Source organism: Saccharopolyspora griseoalba (genome assembly GCF_042665275.1).
In the GTDB taxonomy this organism is placed as follows: Bacteria; Actinomycetota; Actinomycetes; order Mycobacteriales; family Pseudonocardiaceae; genus Saccharopolyspora; species Saccharopolyspora griseoalba.
The window spans coordinates 35,027-51,733 of record NZ_JBHTCJ010000005.1 but is presented as its reverse complement, the minus strand read 5'-3'; the positions used below and the strand labels follow the sequence as shown (position 1 = coordinate 51,733).

Below are 16,707 nucleotides of genomic sequence, written 5' to 3'. Positions count from 1 at the left end.
CGGCTGCCCAGCAGCAACTCCGACCGAGAGGTGTTCGCATGAAGACCCGATTAGCCGGCTCGACCGCCGCTCTGCTCGCCGGCGCCCTCGCGGCGCTGGTCGCGCCCGCAGCGGTGGCCGAGCCCGCCCCAGCCGCGGCTGATGGCTGCTACACCTGGAACCGCACCCTCGGCGAGGGCGCCTCCGGGGACGACGTGCGCAATCTGCAGATCCGGGTCGCCGGATACCCGGGCCGCGGCGGTCAGCTGGTCATCGACGGTCGGTACGGGCCGGGGACCGCGGCGGCGGTCACGCGGTTCCAGCAGGCGTACGGGCTGACCGCCGACGGCGTCGCGGGCCCGGAGACCTTCGAGCAGCTCTACGCGCTGCAGGAGGACGACTGCTCGCCGGCGAACTTCGACTTCGGCGAGCTCAACAACTGCAACTCCGACTGGTCGGGCGGGGCGACCTCGGCCGCCGACGCCAAGGCCAACGCGCTGGTGACCATGTGGAAGCTGCAGGCGATGCGGCACGCGATGGGTGACGCGCCGATCGTGGTCAACGGCGGCTTCCGCAGCGTGTCCTGCAACGACGCGGTCGGTGGCGCGCCGAACAGCCGCCACCTCCACGGCGACGCGGCCGACCTGGGCGCGGGTTCGCAGGGCTTCTGCGCGCTGTCGCTGGCAGCTCGCGAGCACGGCTTCGGGGAGATCCTCGGGCCGGGCTACCCCGGGCACGACGACCACGTCCACGTCGCCGGTGGTGGCGACGCCTGGTCCGCGCCGGACTGCGGCATGTGAGTCCCGAGGGGCGCCCGGAACCCGACTGGCGCCCCTCGGAGCTGCTCAGGTCTCGCCCCCGCGCCGAAGGTTGACGACGGGTGGTCGCGAGGTTGCCGCGCGGTGTTATCGACGTGTGCTCAGCGTTACGTGTGACGCTGTTATCTGCCACGGGCGGTAACGATCAACGCCCGAATGCGGCATAATGATTGAAGCTTCCACGATGAGGCCGCGGTTCCAGCGCAGCGCAGCGGAGCGGTCCCGAAGCTCACCACCCGGCGCGCGACAGCCGCCGGACCTTCCGCACCACCGTCGGGGCGCGCCCTCGACGTTCCCGAACGATTTCCGCCGTTCGCCGCGCGCGGCGAAACGGCAGACGTCCCCGAACCCTCCTCGGCCCGTCGTGGGCTGCGGTCCGGGGAAGGAGACCGGGCCGCCCGCTGCGATTCGGCGGCCCGTCCGGCCGGGCGCGGCCGCCGCAACCCCAGGGCGGCCCCCGGCCGGTGAAGAGGCGGGGCGGGGCCCGAATCCCCCCATGGGCCCGGCCCCGCCCTCCCCGCGACGGGGAGCTGCGGGCCAGACGGCTGTCCCCCGACCGTCTGGCCCGCACCGAACTCCGGGGGCGCGTCAGACCGGGGGGTTGATGCCCGGCAGATAGCCCTTCCCGTTGCAGCGCGGGCAGGAGCGCCACTCGGCCATGGTCATGCCGGTCTGGAGGTCCTCGGTCGCCTGGATCAGGTAGAGCCGCGGTTCGCTGATCTTGCGCAGGCCACCGCAGGTGAAGCACAGGGCGTTCGGACCGTTGGCAGCGATCCCGGCGTTGTCGCCGACCTCTTCGGACATGGCGTCGATCCTCACACGGGCGGGCCGGAGCCCGGCTGGCGGCCCGGGTTCTCGCGGCAGTAGGGGCAGCGTCCGAGCGCCATCACCGTCGAGACCTCGCCGCTGTCGAGCTGCAGGAATCGCCGCGCGACCTTGATGTTGCCGGAACCCCCGCAGCCGCGGCAGATCGAGTCCTCGGGATCCTCGTCGGACATCGCCACCTCCGCCACCGACCCTCCCACGCGCGGGGCGGTTTCGCTAAGGAGGCGCGGCAGATCGCGTTTCTCGTCCCGGTCTTCCGCGACCGCGGGGCCGAACCGCCGATCGGCTGCGCCGCTTGGCCCATTGCACTCGGGCGAAACGCGGGTGAGGCTCCGAGCGGAGGGGCGCGTATGTGGGTTCTGCGGGTGCTGGGCACCCTGGTCGCGACGGTTTCGCTGGTCGTCGCGGGTTTGCTGGTGCAGCCGACGGCAACCGTGACGTTCCCGGTGGCCGATCCGGTGCCGCCGCCCGCTCCGCCACCGCCGCCTCCTCCGCCACCGCCGCCCGGACCACCGGTGCTCGCCGTCAAGATCGACAACGCGCCGGCCGCGCGCCCGCCGACCGGGATCGGTGCCGCCGACCTCATCGCGGTCGAGCCCGTGGAGGCCGGGATCAGCCGCTTGATCGCGGTTTTCGCCTCCGACGTGCCGCCGGTGGTGGGTCCGGTGCGCAGCGCTCGGCAGACCGATCTGGCGTTCCTGCCGCAGTTCGGGCACCCGACCCTGGCCTTCTCCGGCGCCGCGCCGGAACTGCTGCCGATGATCGATCGGGCGCCGGTGCACAACGCTTCGCAGCGCACCCTGCCCGGCGCGTTCTACCGGGGCCCGGGCAGCGCCCCGCACAACATGTTCGTGCGCACCGGGAGCCTCCCCGCGGGCGCGGGCTGGTCGCCGAAGGCGCCGTTGCTGTTCGGCCCGCCCCCGGCGACCGGTGGGGTGCCGAGCCCGCACCAGGAGGTCTCCTACCAGCGCGCGCGGATCGGGTTCGACTGGTCGCCCGCCGAGGGCAAGTGGCTGGTGTCCTTCGACGGCCGTCCGCACGTCACCGCCGACGGCGGCAGGTTGGCGCCGAGCACGGTTGTGCTGCAGGAGGTTCCGGTCACCCAGTCGTCGATCTCCGACGTGGCGGGCAACGTCTCGCCCTACGCCGAGACGGTCGGCGGCGGCCGCGCGGTCGTGCTCCGCGACGGCCTCGCCTACAACGCCCGCTGGGACCGCCCGGCCCCGGACCTCGGCACCACCTACACCACCGAGACCGGCGACCCCCTCAGGTTCGCCCCGGGCCAGGTCTGGGTCGTCCTCGTCCCCAGCCCCTGACCCGCACCCCGAAACCCTCCCGAACGCACCCCCGATTGGGAGGTGATTCGGGGCACTGATCGGGAGGTGATTCGGGGTGGTGGGCCGGTGGGCGTGGCTAAGCTCGGCGGGCATGAGCGAGCGGCGATTGATGCTGGTGCACGCGCATCCTGACGACGAGTCCACCGGGACCGGGGCCACGATGGCCCGCTACAGCGCGCAGGGCGCCATCGTGAGCCTGGTGACCTGCACCAGCGGTGAGCTGGGCGAGGTGGTCAGCGACGAGCTCGCGCACCTGCGCGGTGACCCGGACGCGCTGGGCGAGCACCGGCGGGGCGAGATCCGGGAGGCGCTGGCCGAGCTCGGCGACATCCGGCACCACTGGCTGGGCGGCCCGGGCCGGTTCCGGGACAGCGGCATGGCCGACACCGACGGCAACACCGCGGAGGGCTCCTTCGCCGCCGCCGACCCGGCCGAGGTCACCCGCGCGATGGTCGAGCTGCTGCGCGCCGACCGCCCGCACGTGGTGATCACCTACGACGACTTCGGCGGCTACGGACACCCGGACCACATCGCCGCCAACGGCGCCCTGATGAACGCGCTGGACCCGGCGGCCGATCCGGACTACGCGCCGGAGCTCGGCGAGGCATGGGAGGTGCCGAAGGTCTACTGGACCGCTCTGCCGGACTCGATCCGCGAGCGCGCCGAGGCCGCGGGCATCGACTTCGAGCCGCGCACCGTGCCGGACGAGCAGCTGACCGCGGTCCTGGAGGGCGGCGAGTTCCACGAGAACAAGCTCAACGCGCTGCGCCGGTACCCCAGCCAGGTCGTCGTCGACGACGACGGCTTCTTCGCCACGATCATCCGCCAGCCGGAGTTCGCCAACGAGCACTACGTGCTGGTGCGCGGCGAACGCGGCCCCGGCGAGGGTCCCCACGGCTGGGAGACCGACCTGTTCACGGGAATCGACTAGCCGGCCGCTTGCCGGGCCCGGTCCGGGGTCGGTGCCGGGTGCGCCGGCCACGGGCCGAGCTCCGGCAGGTCCCCGGCGGGGAGCCGCTGCGGGGTGCGCCCGGACAGCCAGGCGGCCAGGTCGCGGGCGCGTCCGGTGATCTCGACGTCCTGGACCGCGGAGATCTCGCCGTCCGCAGACCAGCGGGCCGGGCCGTCGGTCTGCCGCAGCGCCACGCCCTCGGGCAGCCGGGGGAGCAGGAACTCGATGGCGTGGTGGCTGAACTCCTCGGTCCACTCCTCGGCGGTGACGCCGAGATCCAGGTCGACCAGGTGGATCCACACCTCTCGCCAGCGCATCCGCACGACGTCGGCGAGCTCGCCGTTGCGGAAGCGCACCGGCAGCTCCCAGTCGGCGGGGGAGGCCTGCGACCACACGGCTTCCAGCGCGGCGATGTGCCGGGCGAGCCCGTCGCGGTGCGCGCGGGCGTTGCCGGTGGCGAGTCCTTCGATGATCGCGTCGCGCTCGGCCTGCCCGCCTTCGTGGGCGTCGACCAGCTCACCGCGCAGCGCCAGCGCGCAGACCCGCGCGAACGCGCGCGCGTTGTCGGTGAGGTGCGCCAGCACGTGGCCTCGGGACCAGCCGGGGAGCAGCGAGGGCGCGCGAACCTGCTCGTCGGTCAGCGGAGCGGTCACCTCGAGCAGACGTCGATGACCGTCTGCGACCGCTTTCAACGGGGGCATCACGCGGCAGGATCCTAGGCCCGTCCGCCGGATTTGAACCCACCCGGATGGCAGCTGTACCCGAAAGTCTCACGGGCGGCGCCGCGGACGCGCGAACGGCCCCTGCTCCGAGGAGAAGGAGCGGGGGCCGTTCTCGCTGGTGGTCGATGCGCCGGTCGCCTCTGTCGGCGATGGGCGCGACGCGGCTCCAGCCGGACGGTATTCCGCGAAGGCAGTAGTTGCGGCCCGGGGGACACGGAGCGCATCGACCGGTCGGTTCAACGGCTCCGCGGGCCCGGATGTTCCAACTCGGAATGTGAGCCCGGACTCATGCCGGCGTTCCGGCTGAATTCGTTTTTGCGGCGCGCCGAAAGAGCTGTTTGGCGGAATGGAAAACCGAATTCCACCAGGCCTCTCGACTTTGAATCGATCGGTTTGTTCGCTAGAGTAATCGAACGACCGAAGAGGGGGGAGTTCCGCGCGGTGGGCTCCCGTTCGCGGACCTGGTGTTGACTCGTTCACGGCCTTGCTGCGCTGGGATTATGCGCATCGTGATGGCGCGCGTCGATGACCTGCGGGAAAGGATTCACGCCTTGCTGGGCAGTATTGCGCTGAGTTCTGCGGCGATCTTCGTCGCCGAGCTCGGGGACAAGTCGCAATTGATGGCCATGACCTTCGCCACGCGTTATCGGTGGTGGCAGGTGCTGGCCGGAATCACGGTGGCGACCACCGTGGTGCACCTCATTTCGGTGGCGCTGGGATTCGGGCTCGGCGAAATGCTGCCGGGCGACTGGATCGCGCTGCTGGCCGGCGTGGCGTTCCTCGGTTTCGCGGCGTGGACGCTGCGCGGCGATCACCTCACCGAGGAGGAGAAGTCCAAGGCGTCCCGGGCCGCGGGCTCGGCGGTGCTGGTGGTCACCGTCGCGTTCTTCCTCGCCGAGCTCGGCGACAAGACGATGCTGGCGACCGTGACGCTGGCGACCAGCCACGACTGGATGGGCATCTGGATCGGCTCCACCGTCGGGATGGTGCTGGCCGATGCGCTGGCGATCGGCGTCGGCCTGCTGCTGGGCAAGCACCTCCCGGAGAAGTTCGTGCGCTACGGCGCCGCGACGCTGTTCGCGGTCTTCGGCGGCTGGCTGATCGTCGACGCGGTCCTCGCGCTGACCTGATCCACCCCGCGTGCTGCGATAATCCCGCCTCCGGCAGCGGAGGGAGGGGCATGTCGAAGACGGTGGGCAAGGCCGTGCGCGTGCTGGAAGTCCTCGCCGAGGAGCCGCGCGGCATCGCCGAGCTGGCCCGCGCGCTCGGCGTGCACCACACGACCGCGCTGCGGATGCTGCAGCCGCTGGTCCGCGGCGGGTTGATCGCGCGGGCCGCCGACGGGCGCTACCGGCTCGGGCTGCGGCTGGTCGAGTACGGCCAGCAGGTCCTCGACGAGATCGACCTGCGCGTCGCGGCCCGCCCGCACCTGCTCGCGCTGGCCGAATCCGCCCGGGCGACCGCGCATCTCGTGCAGCTCGTCGACGGCCGGGCGGTCTACGTCGACAAGATCGAAGGCGCTTCGATCCGCACCTGGTCGCGAATCGGGCGCGCGGTGTCGCTGCACACCTCGGCCGCGGCCAAGGCGATCCTGGCGCGGTTGCCCGCCGAACAGGGCGAACGCCTGCTGGCCGGGCACGATTTCACCCGCTTCACCGACCGCACGATCACCGACCGGGCCGCCTTCCGCGCGCACCTCGACGACGTCGCCCGCCACGGCTACGCCACCGATCGGGCCGAGTTCGAACCGCTGGTGCACTGCATCGGGGTGGCGGTGCCGGGACTGCCCGCCGCGGTGTCGGTGACCCTGGTGCGCACCGGTCCCCGGGAACCCGAACCGACCGAGCAGCTCGGCGCGCTCCGCGAGACGGTGGCGGCGATCACCGCCGGCCTAGGCTCGGCGATCGGGTGACGAGGGCAACCCATCACCCCGCGCTGCGGTGTTCGTTAGCGGGGTGTTCGCCTCGAACGGGAGTTGGGTCCGATGAACTGGATGATCTACGGCGCGAGCGGCTACACCGGGAGGCTGATCGCCGATCTGGCCATCGAGCGCGGCGAACGTCCGGTGCTCGCCGGGCGCGACCCCGCCAAGGTCGCCGCGATCGCCGCGCCGCGCGGCCTGCCCTACCGGATCTTCGACCTCTCCGATCCGGAGCGCGTCGCCGAGCAGCTGCGCGACGTCGACGTGGTGGCGCACTGCGCCGGCCCGTTCTCGGCCACCTCGGAGCCGATGATCTCCGGTTGCCTGCGCTCCGGCACCCACTACCTGGACATCACCGGTGAGATCGACGTGTTCGAGGCGGCCTTCGCCCGGGACGCCGAGGCCCGCGAGGCGGGCGTGGTGCTGGTGCCCGGCTCGGGCTTCGACGTGGTGCCCACCGACTGCCTGGCCGCCATGGTCGCCGCCGAACTGCCCGGGGCGACCCGGCTGGACCTGGCCTTCCAGGCCTCCGGCGGGATCAGCGGCGGCACGCTCAAGAGCGCCCTCGAAGGCGCGGGCATGGGCGGGCGCGCCCGCGTCGACGGCGACATCTGCGCGGTGCCGCTGGCCTGGCGGCGCCGCGAGGTCCCCTTCCCCTCCGGGTCCCGGACGGTCACCTCGCTGCCGTGGGGCGATGTCAGCACCGCCTTCCACAGCACCGGGATCGGCACGATCACGACCTACACCCGGATGCCCGGCCTGGACCGGATCCCGTCGCGGGGTTCGGGTCCGGTGCGCGCCCTGCTCGGTTCGGCGCCGGTGCAGCGGGCGGGCAAGGCCGCGATCGGCGCGCTGGTGCGCGGTCCCGGGCGCGCGCACCGCTCGCGCAGCTGGGTCGAGGTCTACGCCGAGGCCTCGGACGAGTCCGGGCGCGCCGTGTCGGCCGCGCTGATCGGGCCGGACACCTACGACCTCACCGCCGACGCCGTGGTGCGCGCGGTCGGTGCGCTGCACTCCGAGCGGCCGCGACCGGGCGCGCACACCCCGGCCACCGCCTTCGGCGCCGACTTCGTCCGCCGGCTGCACGGGGTGAAGGTCATCGAGCCCGCGTGACGGGAAAAACGCTGGCGCCAGGTGCGGAGATCGCCGAAGCTGGTGACATGCGCATTCGAGAGGCGACCACCGCTGACTGGCCGTCGATCTGGCCGTTCATGCGGCGGATCGTGGCCCAGGGCGAGACCTACGCCTACGACCCCGAGCTGGACGAGGACAAGGCCCGGCAGCGGTGGTTCCCGGCCGCTCCCGGTTACACCGTGGTCGCCGTCGACGACGACGGGACCGTGCTGGGCACCGCCATCTCCGGGCCGAACCGGGAGGGCCCCGGGTCGCACGTGGCCACCGCGAGCTTCATGGTCGACCCCGAGGCCGGCGGGCAGGGCGTCGGGCGGGCGCTCGGCGAGTACGTGCTGGGTCGCGCCCGCTCCGAGGGGTACCGGGCGATGCAGTTCAACGCGGTCGTGGAGACCAACACCGCGGCCGTGGCGCTGTGGGAGTCGCTGGGCATGGAGATCATCGGCACCCTCCCCGAGGCCTTCCACCACCCGACCAAGGGCTACGTGGGCCTGCACGTGATGTACCGCTTCCTCTGAACCACCCGCCCCCCGATCCGGTGAACCTCGAAAAACCCTCGAATTCCACCGGCGAAAAACCATGGAATTGCCCCGGCGGAGTTCGAGGGAATTCGGAGCGGGGGCGGGGTCAGAGGCCGGTGCGGAGGTCGGAGAGGAGTTGGGGGAGGAGCTGTTCCTCCTCGACCGCGCGGGCCGCGGTGGACATCAGGTCCGCCAGGGCCGGGTCCCAGGGGGTGGGGACCGGGGAGCCGACCAGGTTGGGGAGGTCGACGCGCTGGGCCGCGGCCCGGTCGACCGCGCTGCGGTAGTCCGCCGCGCTCATCCGCCACGGCTCGGCGCCGAACTGCTGCACCGCGTTCGCCGCGCTGATCCCGCGCCAGTCGAAGTCGGCGTGGTGGTGCAGCGACGCGCCGTCGCTGATCAGCCGGCCCAGCAGCGCCCGCGTCGCCGTGGTCGGCGGGCCGGCCAGGCACAGCATCGGGTGCCGGATGCCCTCCCGGATGGCCGCTTCCAGCACCCGCGGGTGCTCGCAGATCGCGATGGCGGTGTCCGGCTCGACCAGCCGCGGCGGGGCCGCGCGCAGGTCCAGGTGGGTCAGGTGCGCGGGCAGGCCGAGCTCGGTGCGCTGCCGGATTCCCGCCGACCACGCGTCGTCCCCGGACAGCGGCAGCGCCCAGGTCAGCGTGGTGTCCGCGACGCCGTCGGGCGCCACGCCGCAGCGCTCCCAGAGCGCGCGGCGCTCCCGCTCGTTGCCCGGCCCGGCCTGGTCGTGCGCCAGGGAGGCGGCCTTGAGCACGATCCGGCTGGGCGTGCTGCCCTCGTCGAGCAGGTGCGGGTCGCCCGTCAGCGCGGCCAGCTCGCCGCGCGAGGTCCAGATCCGCGGCATCCCGTGCAGCGTCATCGCCGCCAGCACCCGCGCCGAGCGCCGCGCCACCACCGGCAGGTCCTCGGCGGCCACCCGGCCGTAGCGCAGCACCCAGGCGATCCACGGCTGCGCCCACGGCTCGTCGGCCAGCCCCTGGTCGTCCAGCGCCCGGCGCAGCACCTCGGCCGCGTCCGACTCGTCGGTCGCGGCGGGCTCGGAGGCCTCGGCCCGCAGGGCCTCGGCCAGGCCGGTGCCGAACCGCTCGCGCATCGCCGCGTCCAACTTGGACACGCTGATCCGCGTGCCCTGCCCCCACATCGGTCGCCCGTAGAGCTCGCCGACGGCCGCGCGGGCCGCGTCGTCGGGCAGCTCCAGCCGGAACGTCGGCGGCTGCTTCGGGGAGGCAAGCGCCTCCCTCGCCGCCGCCCACAGCCCCTGCAGCGCGGGCTCGTGCAGCACTGCCCGCACGTCATCTCCTCGTTCCAACGAAAGTCCTCCCGCCGACAGCAAACCACCCGCTCCGCTCACCCCCGCAAGGAACCCCTTGCGTCGGCAACGACCTCGGCCCCTCCCCAGGGCCCACCTGGTCGCCCGCTGCTTCGGGTGCGGGACTCCGAACCCGCTACCCGCACCGCCAGGTCGAGCACCTCCTCAACAGCCCGTCACGCGTTCGACCGGTGCAGGTCGGTGCCGGTCCAGGTCGTGTGGGTGCAGGCGATGCCGTGGCCGCTGCGGGGACGCAGCACGTCGTAGATGTGCATCTTGGGGATCTTCGGGGACACGCCCCACCCGCTCGGCCAGGTGATCAGCCAGTCCATGTCGAGATCCACCAGCAGCCCCAGCATTCGCGCGATCGTGGGGTCGTCCAGCCGCTCGAAGGCCTCGTCGAGCAGCACCAGCCGCAGCGGACCTCGGCCGCCCGAGGAGACGCTGACCGCGTCGTAGAACGCCGCCGCGGCCGCGAACAGCGTGACGTAGCTGATCAGCCGCGTCTCGCCGGAGGACAGCTGGCGCAGCCGCCGGACCCGCGGCTTGCCGTCCGGGCCCTCGTCGCGCACCCGCACGGTGAAGGCGAACCACGACCGGTAGTCCAGCGCGCGGGCCAGGACCTCGGCGTAGCCGCCGGTGGCGCTGTCCCGCTCGGACTCGATCAGGTCGGTGAACACCCGCCGGAGCAGCGCGTCCTGCTCCTCGCTGCGGTCGGCGAACGGGGTGCGCACCAGCTCGATCGCCTGCTTGATGTCCTCGCCGAGCGCGGCCGAGGGCTGCCACTCCAGCTGGACGTGCACGCCCTGGCTGGAACGGGCCCTGTCGAGCACCTCGTTCATCCGCTTGCACAGGTCCTCGGCGATGCCCATCTGCCCGCGCAGCCGCTCGGCGAGGTCGCGGATCAGGTAGTCGGCGAAGATCGACTGGTAGCGCTCGTTGAGGTAGCCCTGCTGCTCGCCCAGCCGCTGGGCGACCCGCCGGGCGGCCTCGGCGACCGGTTGCGGCCCCTCCTCTCCGGTGACCGTCACGGTCAGCAGGCCGTGCAGGTCGGAGGCGGTGATGTCGTAGTTGCCGCTGAGCGAGTGCTGCAACGTCTGCAGCCGGTTGAGCACGGTGGACTCGGTGGAGCCCTTGCGGTCGCCGCCGGTGACCAGCTCGGCGGCCTCGTCGAGGTCGTCCGGCAGCTCCTCGGCGACCTCGGCCGCGCTCCACAGCCCCGGGATCCGCAGCGCCCGCCGGAACGCCTCGGTGGCCGCCTCCGCGTCCTGCTCCCGGCCCGCCAGCTGGCCCTGCTTGTTCTCCAGCTGGGTCTCCAGCCGCGCCGAGGCCTCCCGCAGGCTGGAGATGCGCTCGCGCTGCTGCGGCAGCTTCTCGCGCAGCTCGGCGCGCTCCTGCTCCAGCCCGCTGACCTTCTCCGAGATCTCCTGCGCCGCACCGCCGACGGCCGAGGTCAGCTCGCTCAGCCCGGTGGCCTGCTCGGCGTACTCGGCGCAGCGCCGCTCGGCCTGCGCCTCGGCCTCCATCCGGTCGGCCACCGCCACGTCGTGGTGCAGCGAGACGTCGCGCAGGTCGGTCAGCGTGGGCAGGCAACGGGACTCGATGGCTTCGCGCAGGGCGTCGATGGCCGCGCGGGCATCGGTGGCCGCGCGGTGCGCGGCCTCCAGCGCCTGGGTCTCGGCCGGCAGCCCCGCCTCGCCCGCGGCGCGCACCAGCTCGGCCCGCGCGGCCTGCCAGCGCTGCTCGACCTCGAGGTGCTGCTCGCGCAGCTGGGCGACCTGGCGCTCGTTGTCCTCGGCCGTCTCGATCGCGGTGGTCAGCTTGGCCTGCGCGGTGAGCAGCTCGCCGTCGTCCGGGAAGGCCTCCAGGTGCTGCTCCAGCGCCGCGGCGTGCTCGCCGGCCTCGCGCTGGCGCCGCTCGGCCTCGCCGATCCGCTCGCGCAGCCCGGCCAGCTCGTCCTCCAGCTGGGCGATGCGCCGGGCTCGCGCGGACTCCCGCGCGCCGGCGCCCACGTACTCGGCGGCGTTCTTGCGCCAGCCGCCGGAGAGCACCCCGGCGCGCCAGGAGCCGTCCACCGACACCGACAGCGCGCCGTCGCCGCCGGTGGACACCGCGGCCAGCAGCGCGGCGACCCGCTCCTGCGGCACCGGGCAGTCCGAGACCGCCGCCGGGGCCAGCAGGTCCGCCAGCGTGGGCCCCTCCGCCGCGTCGACCGGCGCGGCGAGCAGGTCGGGCAGGCCGGGGACCCGCCCGTCGGCGGTGACCCAGGCGTTGAGCAGCCCGCTGGACTGCAGGGCGGCCTCCAGGCCCGCCCGGTCGGCCTCGTCCAGCTCGGGCCGGAAGTCCACCAGCTCGTAGAACGCGCGGCCCTCGGCGGGGTTCCGCTCGCCGTCGGCCCACTCCGGGCGGGACGGGTGCTGCTCGTGCCCGGCGCGCAGCTCGGCGAGCTCGCCCTCGCGCATCGCGGACTCCGCGCGCAGCTCGGTGATCTCCTGCTCCACGGCGGAGACCGCCCGGCGCGCCTCGTGCAGCTGCGGGCGAGCCCACTGCCTGGCCCGCTCGCGCGCGTTGCGGGTGGCCGACCGATCGTTGGCGATCTCCTCGGCCGCGGGCGGTTCCGGTGCCGGCTGCTCGGTGGCCGCCGGCCACTCGGTCGCCCACTTGCGGGCGCGCTCGACCCACACCGCTGCCGCGTCGGCGACCTCCTGGTGAGCCTGGTTGCGCCGCCCGGCCGACTCGGTGGCGGTCAGCTGCGCCTGCCTGGCGTTGCGCTGCAGCTCGGTGACCTGCCGCTGCTCGGCGTCGAGCTCCTCGGCCTGCTGGTGCAGCGCCATCGTCAGGGCCGTGCGCTCGCGCGCGCCGTCGGCGGCCTGGGCGGAGGCGTCCACCACGGCGCGGAAGGACCGCGCCAGGGAGTCGGCGTCCAGCTCCGGGGTGAGGTAGCGCTCCACCGCGGTCGGTTCCGCGTCCGGCTCCGGCGAGGTGCGCACCCGTTCGTCCTCGGTGCGGACCTCGGCCGCCGGGACCTGCGGCGGCCGGGACAGGCCGGCCTCGTCCAGACCCGCGGTGCTCAGCTGCTGCCCGGCGCGGGCCGCCGCCTGGCCCGCGGCCTCGGCGTCGCCGGCGAGCCTGCGCAGCAGGCCGACCACCGACTCGGCCGAGCGGGATTCCTGCGCCCGGTGCCGGGTCGCGGTGTCCAGCGCGGAAGTGGCCGCGGCGCGGGCGCTTTCGACCAGCGCCTCGCGGTCGCGGAGGTTCTGCAGCTCGGAGTAGGCCGGGTGGGAGCGCAGCGCGTCGATGCTGGACTCCAGCTCGCCCTCGCGCCGCTCCAGCTCGGCGATCGTGCTCTCGGCGGTCTCCCGGTCGGCGCGCTTGCCCTCGACCTGCGAGGTCAGCCCGGCCAGCTCCTCGCGCAGCGCGCCGAGCTTCTGCCGCGCGGCGCGCATCGACTCGGCCCGATCGCGCAGCGCGCCGAAGGCGTAGCCGGAGTAGGTGGTCAGGAACGCCGAGAGCGCCTTGTCCGCGCCGGTGAGGCGGACGATGTTCTCCCGGATGGACTCCAGGTCGTCGAACGAGGTCGCCAGCCGCTCGATCAAGCCGGGGTCCAGCGGCGGCAGCGCGTCGGAGAGGATCTGCTCGAGCTGCCCCTCCAGCACCTTCAGGCCCACGTCCGGATTGCGCAGGGTGCGCTGCAGGTGCAGCAGGTCGCCGTAGCGCGCGGCGGGCACGCCGTAGACGGTGGCCGCGACCTTGGCCCGGAACGACTGGTCGTCGAGCACGCAGTCCGCGCCCAGCAGGTCGCGCAGCTGCGCCGAGCCGAGCGGAACCCGGTCGGGGCCCACCAGCTGCAGGTCGAAGCCGACCCGGCGGCTGGTGATGAACCGCCACGAGTCGCTGATCGACTGCGAGGTCTTGGAGGCCTTCACCCCGAGCCCGCAGGTGAGGAACTCCTCGCCGCCCTCGGGGGTTTCGCGCCGCAGCTCGATCCAGGCGTAGCCGATGCGGTTCGGGCCGCCCGGGTACTCGTCGAGCATCAGCCGCCGGATGCTGACCGTGTCGAACCCCTTGGAGCCGAGCTGGCGCAGATCGCCGTCCAGGCACAGCGGCAGCAGCAGCTCCAGCGTCCTGGACTTTCCGGAGCCGTTGGCGCCCTGGAAGATCGCCCGGCCGCCGTCGAGGTCGAAGGTCGTCTCGGCGTACTGCCAGATGTTGACGATCCCGCCGCGGTGCAGCCGCCACCGGTTGCCGACCTCCGCGATCGGCCCGTGGTCGGCCGCGTCGGTGCTGTGCTGGCTCACGGCAGTGCCTCTTCCATGTCGTCGAACAATGACAGGCCCGGTTCCTCGGGCGCGGGCGGGGGATCGGGCTCCCGGGTCTGCGCCGGGGTGGCGTCGGGCTGCGGCAGCCAGCGGTGCGCGGCCGGGCTGAGCAGCCAGCCGCCCTCCCGCTCCTGCAGCAGCCCCAGCTTGGTCAGCAGGGCGAGCACCGAGCGCACCAGGTCCTGGTGGTCCTCGGTGGCCGAGCGCGACCAGGCCGCGGGGTAGTCGTCGACCAGCCGCCCGCAGACGTCGACGACGTCCTCCCGGGCGATCGGGTGCCTGCCCGCCGAGTCCGGTTCGGCGCGATCGAGCAGCTCGGGCAGCGCCAGCAGCGCGATGCGCGCCACCGTGCCCGGGCCGGGGAAGACCACGTCGGTGAGGTAGTCCTCCGGGTCGCAGACCACCACGCCCTCCGCGCGGCACTCGCTGACCAGGCCGAAGAACCGCTCCAGCAGCCGGGATTCGGACACCACGTGCTCGCGCAGCCAGCTCGCCTGCCCGGCGGGGAGGTCGGTGTAGAGCACCACCGGGTCCTCGACCAGCTTGCGGCGCACCGCGTGCTCCAGCTGCCGCGGACCGGCCTGGGCGGCCAGCTCGACGAGGTGCTCGGGATCGCGCGCCTCGGCCAGCGGACCGGCGACCAGCTGGCCGAGCATGTCGGTGTCGATGGTGATCAGCGCCTCGGCCGAGGACTCGGCGGTGACCGACCCCTCGGTCTCGGTGATCACGCCGATGGACACCAGGTGCCGCAGAGCGGCGGTCAGCGCCCGCCGGTCGGCCGGATCGTCGACGATCTCGATGCCCGCTTCGGCCGCGGCCGCGCGCACGTCGCTGACCAGCCGGGACAGCAGCACCTGGCGGCCGATGCCGGTCAGCGCGGCCAGGGTGAGCGCGAAGTAGGCGTAGCCGCGCGGGGTGAGCTCCACGCCCCGTCCCGCGTCGCCGCCCGGACCCGACTTGTACAACCGGGCGAAGCGGCGCTCGACCACCAGCCGGTAGCCCAGCAGCGAGGCGAACAGGTCCTGCAGCGGGGTGCGCTGCCGGTAGATCATCGGCAGCAGGTCGCCGTCCGGGCCGTCGGCGCGCAGCAGCGGGCGGCGCAGCAGCACGCGGGCGCAGCGCACCACGTTCGCCGCGTCGATGTCGGGCAGCTCTTCGAAGCTCGCGATCACCGGGCGGCTCCTTCGGGGTTCGGGACCGAGCCGTCCCCGGCGAGCTCCAGGACCGTGTCGCGCAGCGTGAGCTCGCCCGACGCGCTGGTGATCCGGGTCTCGCGGCCGGGCTCGGGGCGGATGGTCACGCGCAGCCGGTGCACCGGGTCCAGCGCCGAGCCCACGTCGTCGGAGCCGTCGCGCTGGGTCATCGCCAGGGTCAGCAGCTCGCAGAGCACCCCGAGCGCTTCGGGGGAGAGCTCCTGCTCGTCCACGCGGGCGTTGGCCAGCTCGGCGACGGCCGCGCTGCGCTGCTGGTCGGCCTCGCGAGCCTCCTGCAGCAGGGTCTCCTCGGTCATCGGGTCGTCGAGCACCCGCGAGGTGCGCCCGCGCGCGCCCCGGTCCCCGCGGCTGCGCACGCTGACCGCGACGTCCTGCACCGGGCCGTCGCGCCAGGGCACCTTGTCGTTGTCGGTGTCGTAGTCGGGGGCGGGTTGCAGGTGCCGCGCCGAGTGCAGCCCGAAGGCGGCGGCGTAGAGGCGGTGCGAGGTGCGCTCGTCGGAGTCGTCGAACCACTTGGCCAGCTTGAGCAGCTCGCCGCGCCTGCCCGGCACCAGCCCGCCGCCGGAGGTGGCGCGCTTGACGCTGGCCAGCAGCGAACCGATCGCGCGGGCGGTGGCCTCGCGCAGCGCGGCGACCTGGCTGGGCCTGCCGGGGGCGTCCACGAACCAGTCGGTGAGCTCCTGCCAGTCGGCCGCGGTGCGTCCGCGGGCGCGCTCGACGTCGGTGCCCAGCTGGTCGGCCGGTCCGAGCAGGCGCAGCAGCTCGCCGCGCACCGCACCCAGCCCGGCCAGCGAGCTCGCGATGGTCTCGGTGTGCCGCAGCACGTCCTCGACGACCATCTGGATGTACTCGACCAGCAGGTTGCGGAACCCGGAGATCTCGTCCGGCGCGAGCTGGTGCCGGGTGACGACCTGGCCGAGGTAGGCGTAGAAGTCGCGCACCGTGGCGGCCAGCTCGGCGTGCTGCAGGAAGACCGTGGTGACCTGCTCGGCGAGCCGCTCCCGCGCCTGGCGGGCCGCCTTGCTGCTCGCGTCGCGGTTCTCGGCGGTCAGCGCGTCGGACAGGGCGGTGCCGATGGCGGCCAGCCCCCGGTCGATCGCGGGCAGCAGCTCGCGGGAGACCTCGCGGGCCCCCTCGGGCACCCGCAGCAGCGCGTCCACGTCGCGCTGCACCCGCACCGCGAGCTTGCTGACCTGGTAGCGGACGCTGCCGTGCTGGAACTCCGCGATGCTCGACGCGATCGTCTCGCGCCTGCCGACGACCAGGTTCCCCCAGCGCACCAGCTGCTTGAGCCGGTCGATCACGGTGTCCACGTCGGACTCGCCGGGGGCGACGCGGCCCTCCCGCTCGGCGGCGGCCAGCGCCGCGGCGACCTCCCCGGCCGACAGGTCGGCCAGCAGCGTCGAGGTGAACAACCGCATGATCGCCAGGTAGGTCCGGTGCTCCTGGGCCTGCAGGTAGGCGAACAGCTGCAGGCGCCCGTCGTCGCCGGGTTCCTCCGGAGCGCGCGCAGGCGCCGCGGGCGTCCCGGCGATACCGGCACGCAGCACATCTGCTTCCTGATCAGGCGCTGTCACGGGGAGCAACGATATCCGGTGGCTCGGACACGACCGGTCACCGCTCGGGCGGTCGTCGGTC

General features: G+C 73.7%; 14 protein-coding genes. 7 read left to right on the top strand and 7 right to left on the bottom strand.

Annotation, left to right across the window (positions count from 1 at the left end):
- Nucleotides 1-38 precede the first annotated feature (38 nt).
- A complete protein-coding gene (locus tag ACFQRI_RS11235; protein WP_380667421.1) occupies nt 39-779 on the top strand; it encodes a D-Ala-D-Ala carboxypeptidase family metallohydrolase in 741 nt (246 codons plus the stop codon).
- Between the two features lie 606 nt (nt 780-1,385).
- Here the strand turns inward: ACFQRI_RS11235 and ACFQRI_RS11230 are convergent.
- Both ACFQRI_RS11230 and ACFQRI_RS11225 read right to left on the bottom strand, forming a co-directional pair.
- Nucleotides 1,386-1,601, bottom strand: a complete 216-nt coding sequence (locus ACFQRI_RS11230; RefSeq protein ID WP_380667419.1) for a hypothetical protein — start codon at nt 1,599-1,601, stop codon at nt 1,386-1,388.
- A gap of 11 nt (nt 1,602-1,612) precedes the next feature.
- Nucleotides 1,613-1,795 carry a hypothetical protein gene (locus ACFQRI_RS11225; protein WP_380667417.1) on the bottom strand — a complete coding sequence of 61 codons (183 nt, stop codon included), beginning with the start codon at nt 1,793-1,795 and terminating at the stop codon, nt 1,613-1,615.
- A 177-nt stretch (nt 1,796-1,972) separates the two neighbouring features.
- Here ACFQRI_RS11225 and ACFQRI_RS11220 point away from each other — a divergent pair, with 177 nt between their 5' ends.
- Entirely contained in the window at nt 1,973-2,938 is a 966-nt protein-coding gene (locus ACFQRI_RS11220) for a DUF3048 domain-containing protein (protein ID WP_380667415.1), read from the top strand.
- A gap of 130 nt (nt 2,939-3,068) precedes the next feature.
- Nucleotides 3,069-3,890: an N-acetyl-1-D-myo-inositol-2-amino-2-deoxy-alpha-D-glucopyranoside deacetylase gene (gene mshB / locus ACFQRI_RS11215; protein ID WP_380668049.1), complete on the top strand. Its 822-nt coding sequence runs from the start codon at nt 3,069-3,071 to the stop codon at nt 3,888-3,890.
- Here mshB and ACFQRI_RS11210 read toward each other — a convergent pair.
- The gene (locus ACFQRI_RS11210) at nt 3,887-4,612 is read right to left on the bottom strand and encodes a maleylpyruvate isomerase family mycothiol-dependent enzyme (protein ID WP_380667413.1); all 726 of its coding nucleotides are present in this window, start codon (nt 4,610-4,612) and stop codon (nt 3,887-3,889) included. The genes mshB and ACFQRI_RS11210 overlap by 4 nt on opposite strands.
- Nucleotides 4,613-5,184: 572 nt before the next feature.
- Here ACFQRI_RS11210 and ACFQRI_RS11205 point away from each other — a divergent pair.
- The 4 genes from ACFQRI_RS11205 to ACFQRI_RS11190 all read left to right on the top strand — a co-directional run bounded on the left by ACFQRI_RS11205 (nt 5,185) and on the right by ACFQRI_RS11190 (nt 8,203).
- Complete coding sequence (locus ACFQRI_RS11205) at nt 5,185-5,763, top strand: TMEM165/GDT1 family protein (protein WP_380667411.1); 579 nt, start codon at nt 5,185-5,187, stop codon at nt 5,761-5,763.
- 50 nt (nt 5,764-5,813) lie between these two features.
- The gene (locus tag ACFQRI_RS11200; RefSeq protein WP_380667409.1) at nt 5,814-6,545 is read left to right on the top strand and encodes an IclR family transcriptional regulator; all 732 of its coding nucleotides are present in this window, start codon (nt 5,814-5,816) and stop codon (nt 6,543-6,545) included.
- Nucleotides 6,546-6,617: 72 nt separating this feature from the next.
- Nucleotides 6,618-7,667: a saccharopine dehydrogenase family protein gene (locus tag ACFQRI_RS11195; protein ID WP_380667407.1), complete on the top strand. Its 1,050-nt coding sequence runs from the start codon at nt 6,618-6,620 to the stop codon at nt 7,665-7,667.
- Nucleotides 7,668-7,714: 47 nt separating this feature from the next.
- On the top strand, nt 7,715-8,203 hold the full coding sequence (locus ACFQRI_RS11190) for a GNAT family N-acetyltransferase (RefSeq protein ID WP_380667405.1): 489 nt from the start codon (nt 7,715-7,717) through the stop codon (nt 8,201-8,203).
- A 109-nt stretch (nt 8,204-8,312) separates the two neighbouring features.
- On the opposite strand, the gene ACFQRI_RS11185 is transcribed toward ACFQRI_RS11190, so the two are convergent.
- From ACFQRI_RS11185 to ACFQRI_RS11170, 4 genes are all read right to left on the bottom strand, one after another.
- The gene (locus tag ACFQRI_RS11185) at nt 8,313-9,518 is read right to left on the bottom strand and encodes a DUF2399 domain-containing protein (protein ID WP_380667403.1); all 1,206 of its coding nucleotides are present in this window, start codon (nt 9,516-9,518) and stop codon (nt 8,313-8,315) included.
- Between the two features lie 194 nt (nt 9,519-9,712).
- Nucleotides 9,713-13,834 carry a TIGR02680 family protein gene (locus ACFQRI_RS11180; protein ID WP_380667401.1) on the bottom strand — a complete coding sequence of 1,374 codons (4,122 nt, stop codon included), beginning with the start codon at nt 13,832-13,834 and terminating at the stop codon, nt 9,713-9,715.
- Nucleotides 13,831-15,027, bottom strand: coding sequence for a TIGR02678 family protein (locus tag ACFQRI_RS11175; protein WP_380667399.1), 1,197 nt, complete (start codon nt 15,025-15,027; stop codon nt 13,831-13,833). The genes ACFQRI_RS11180 and ACFQRI_RS11175 overlap by 4 nt, the downstream gene beginning before the upstream one ends.
- Complete coding sequence (locus tag ACFQRI_RS11170; protein ID WP_380667397.1) at nt 15,024-16,646, bottom strand: DUF2397 domain-containing protein; 1,623 nt, start codon at nt 16,644-16,646, stop codon at nt 15,024-15,026. The genes ACFQRI_RS11175 and ACFQRI_RS11170 overlap by 4 nt, the downstream gene beginning before the upstream one ends.
- Between the last annotated feature and the right edge of the window lie 61 nt (nt 16,647-16,707).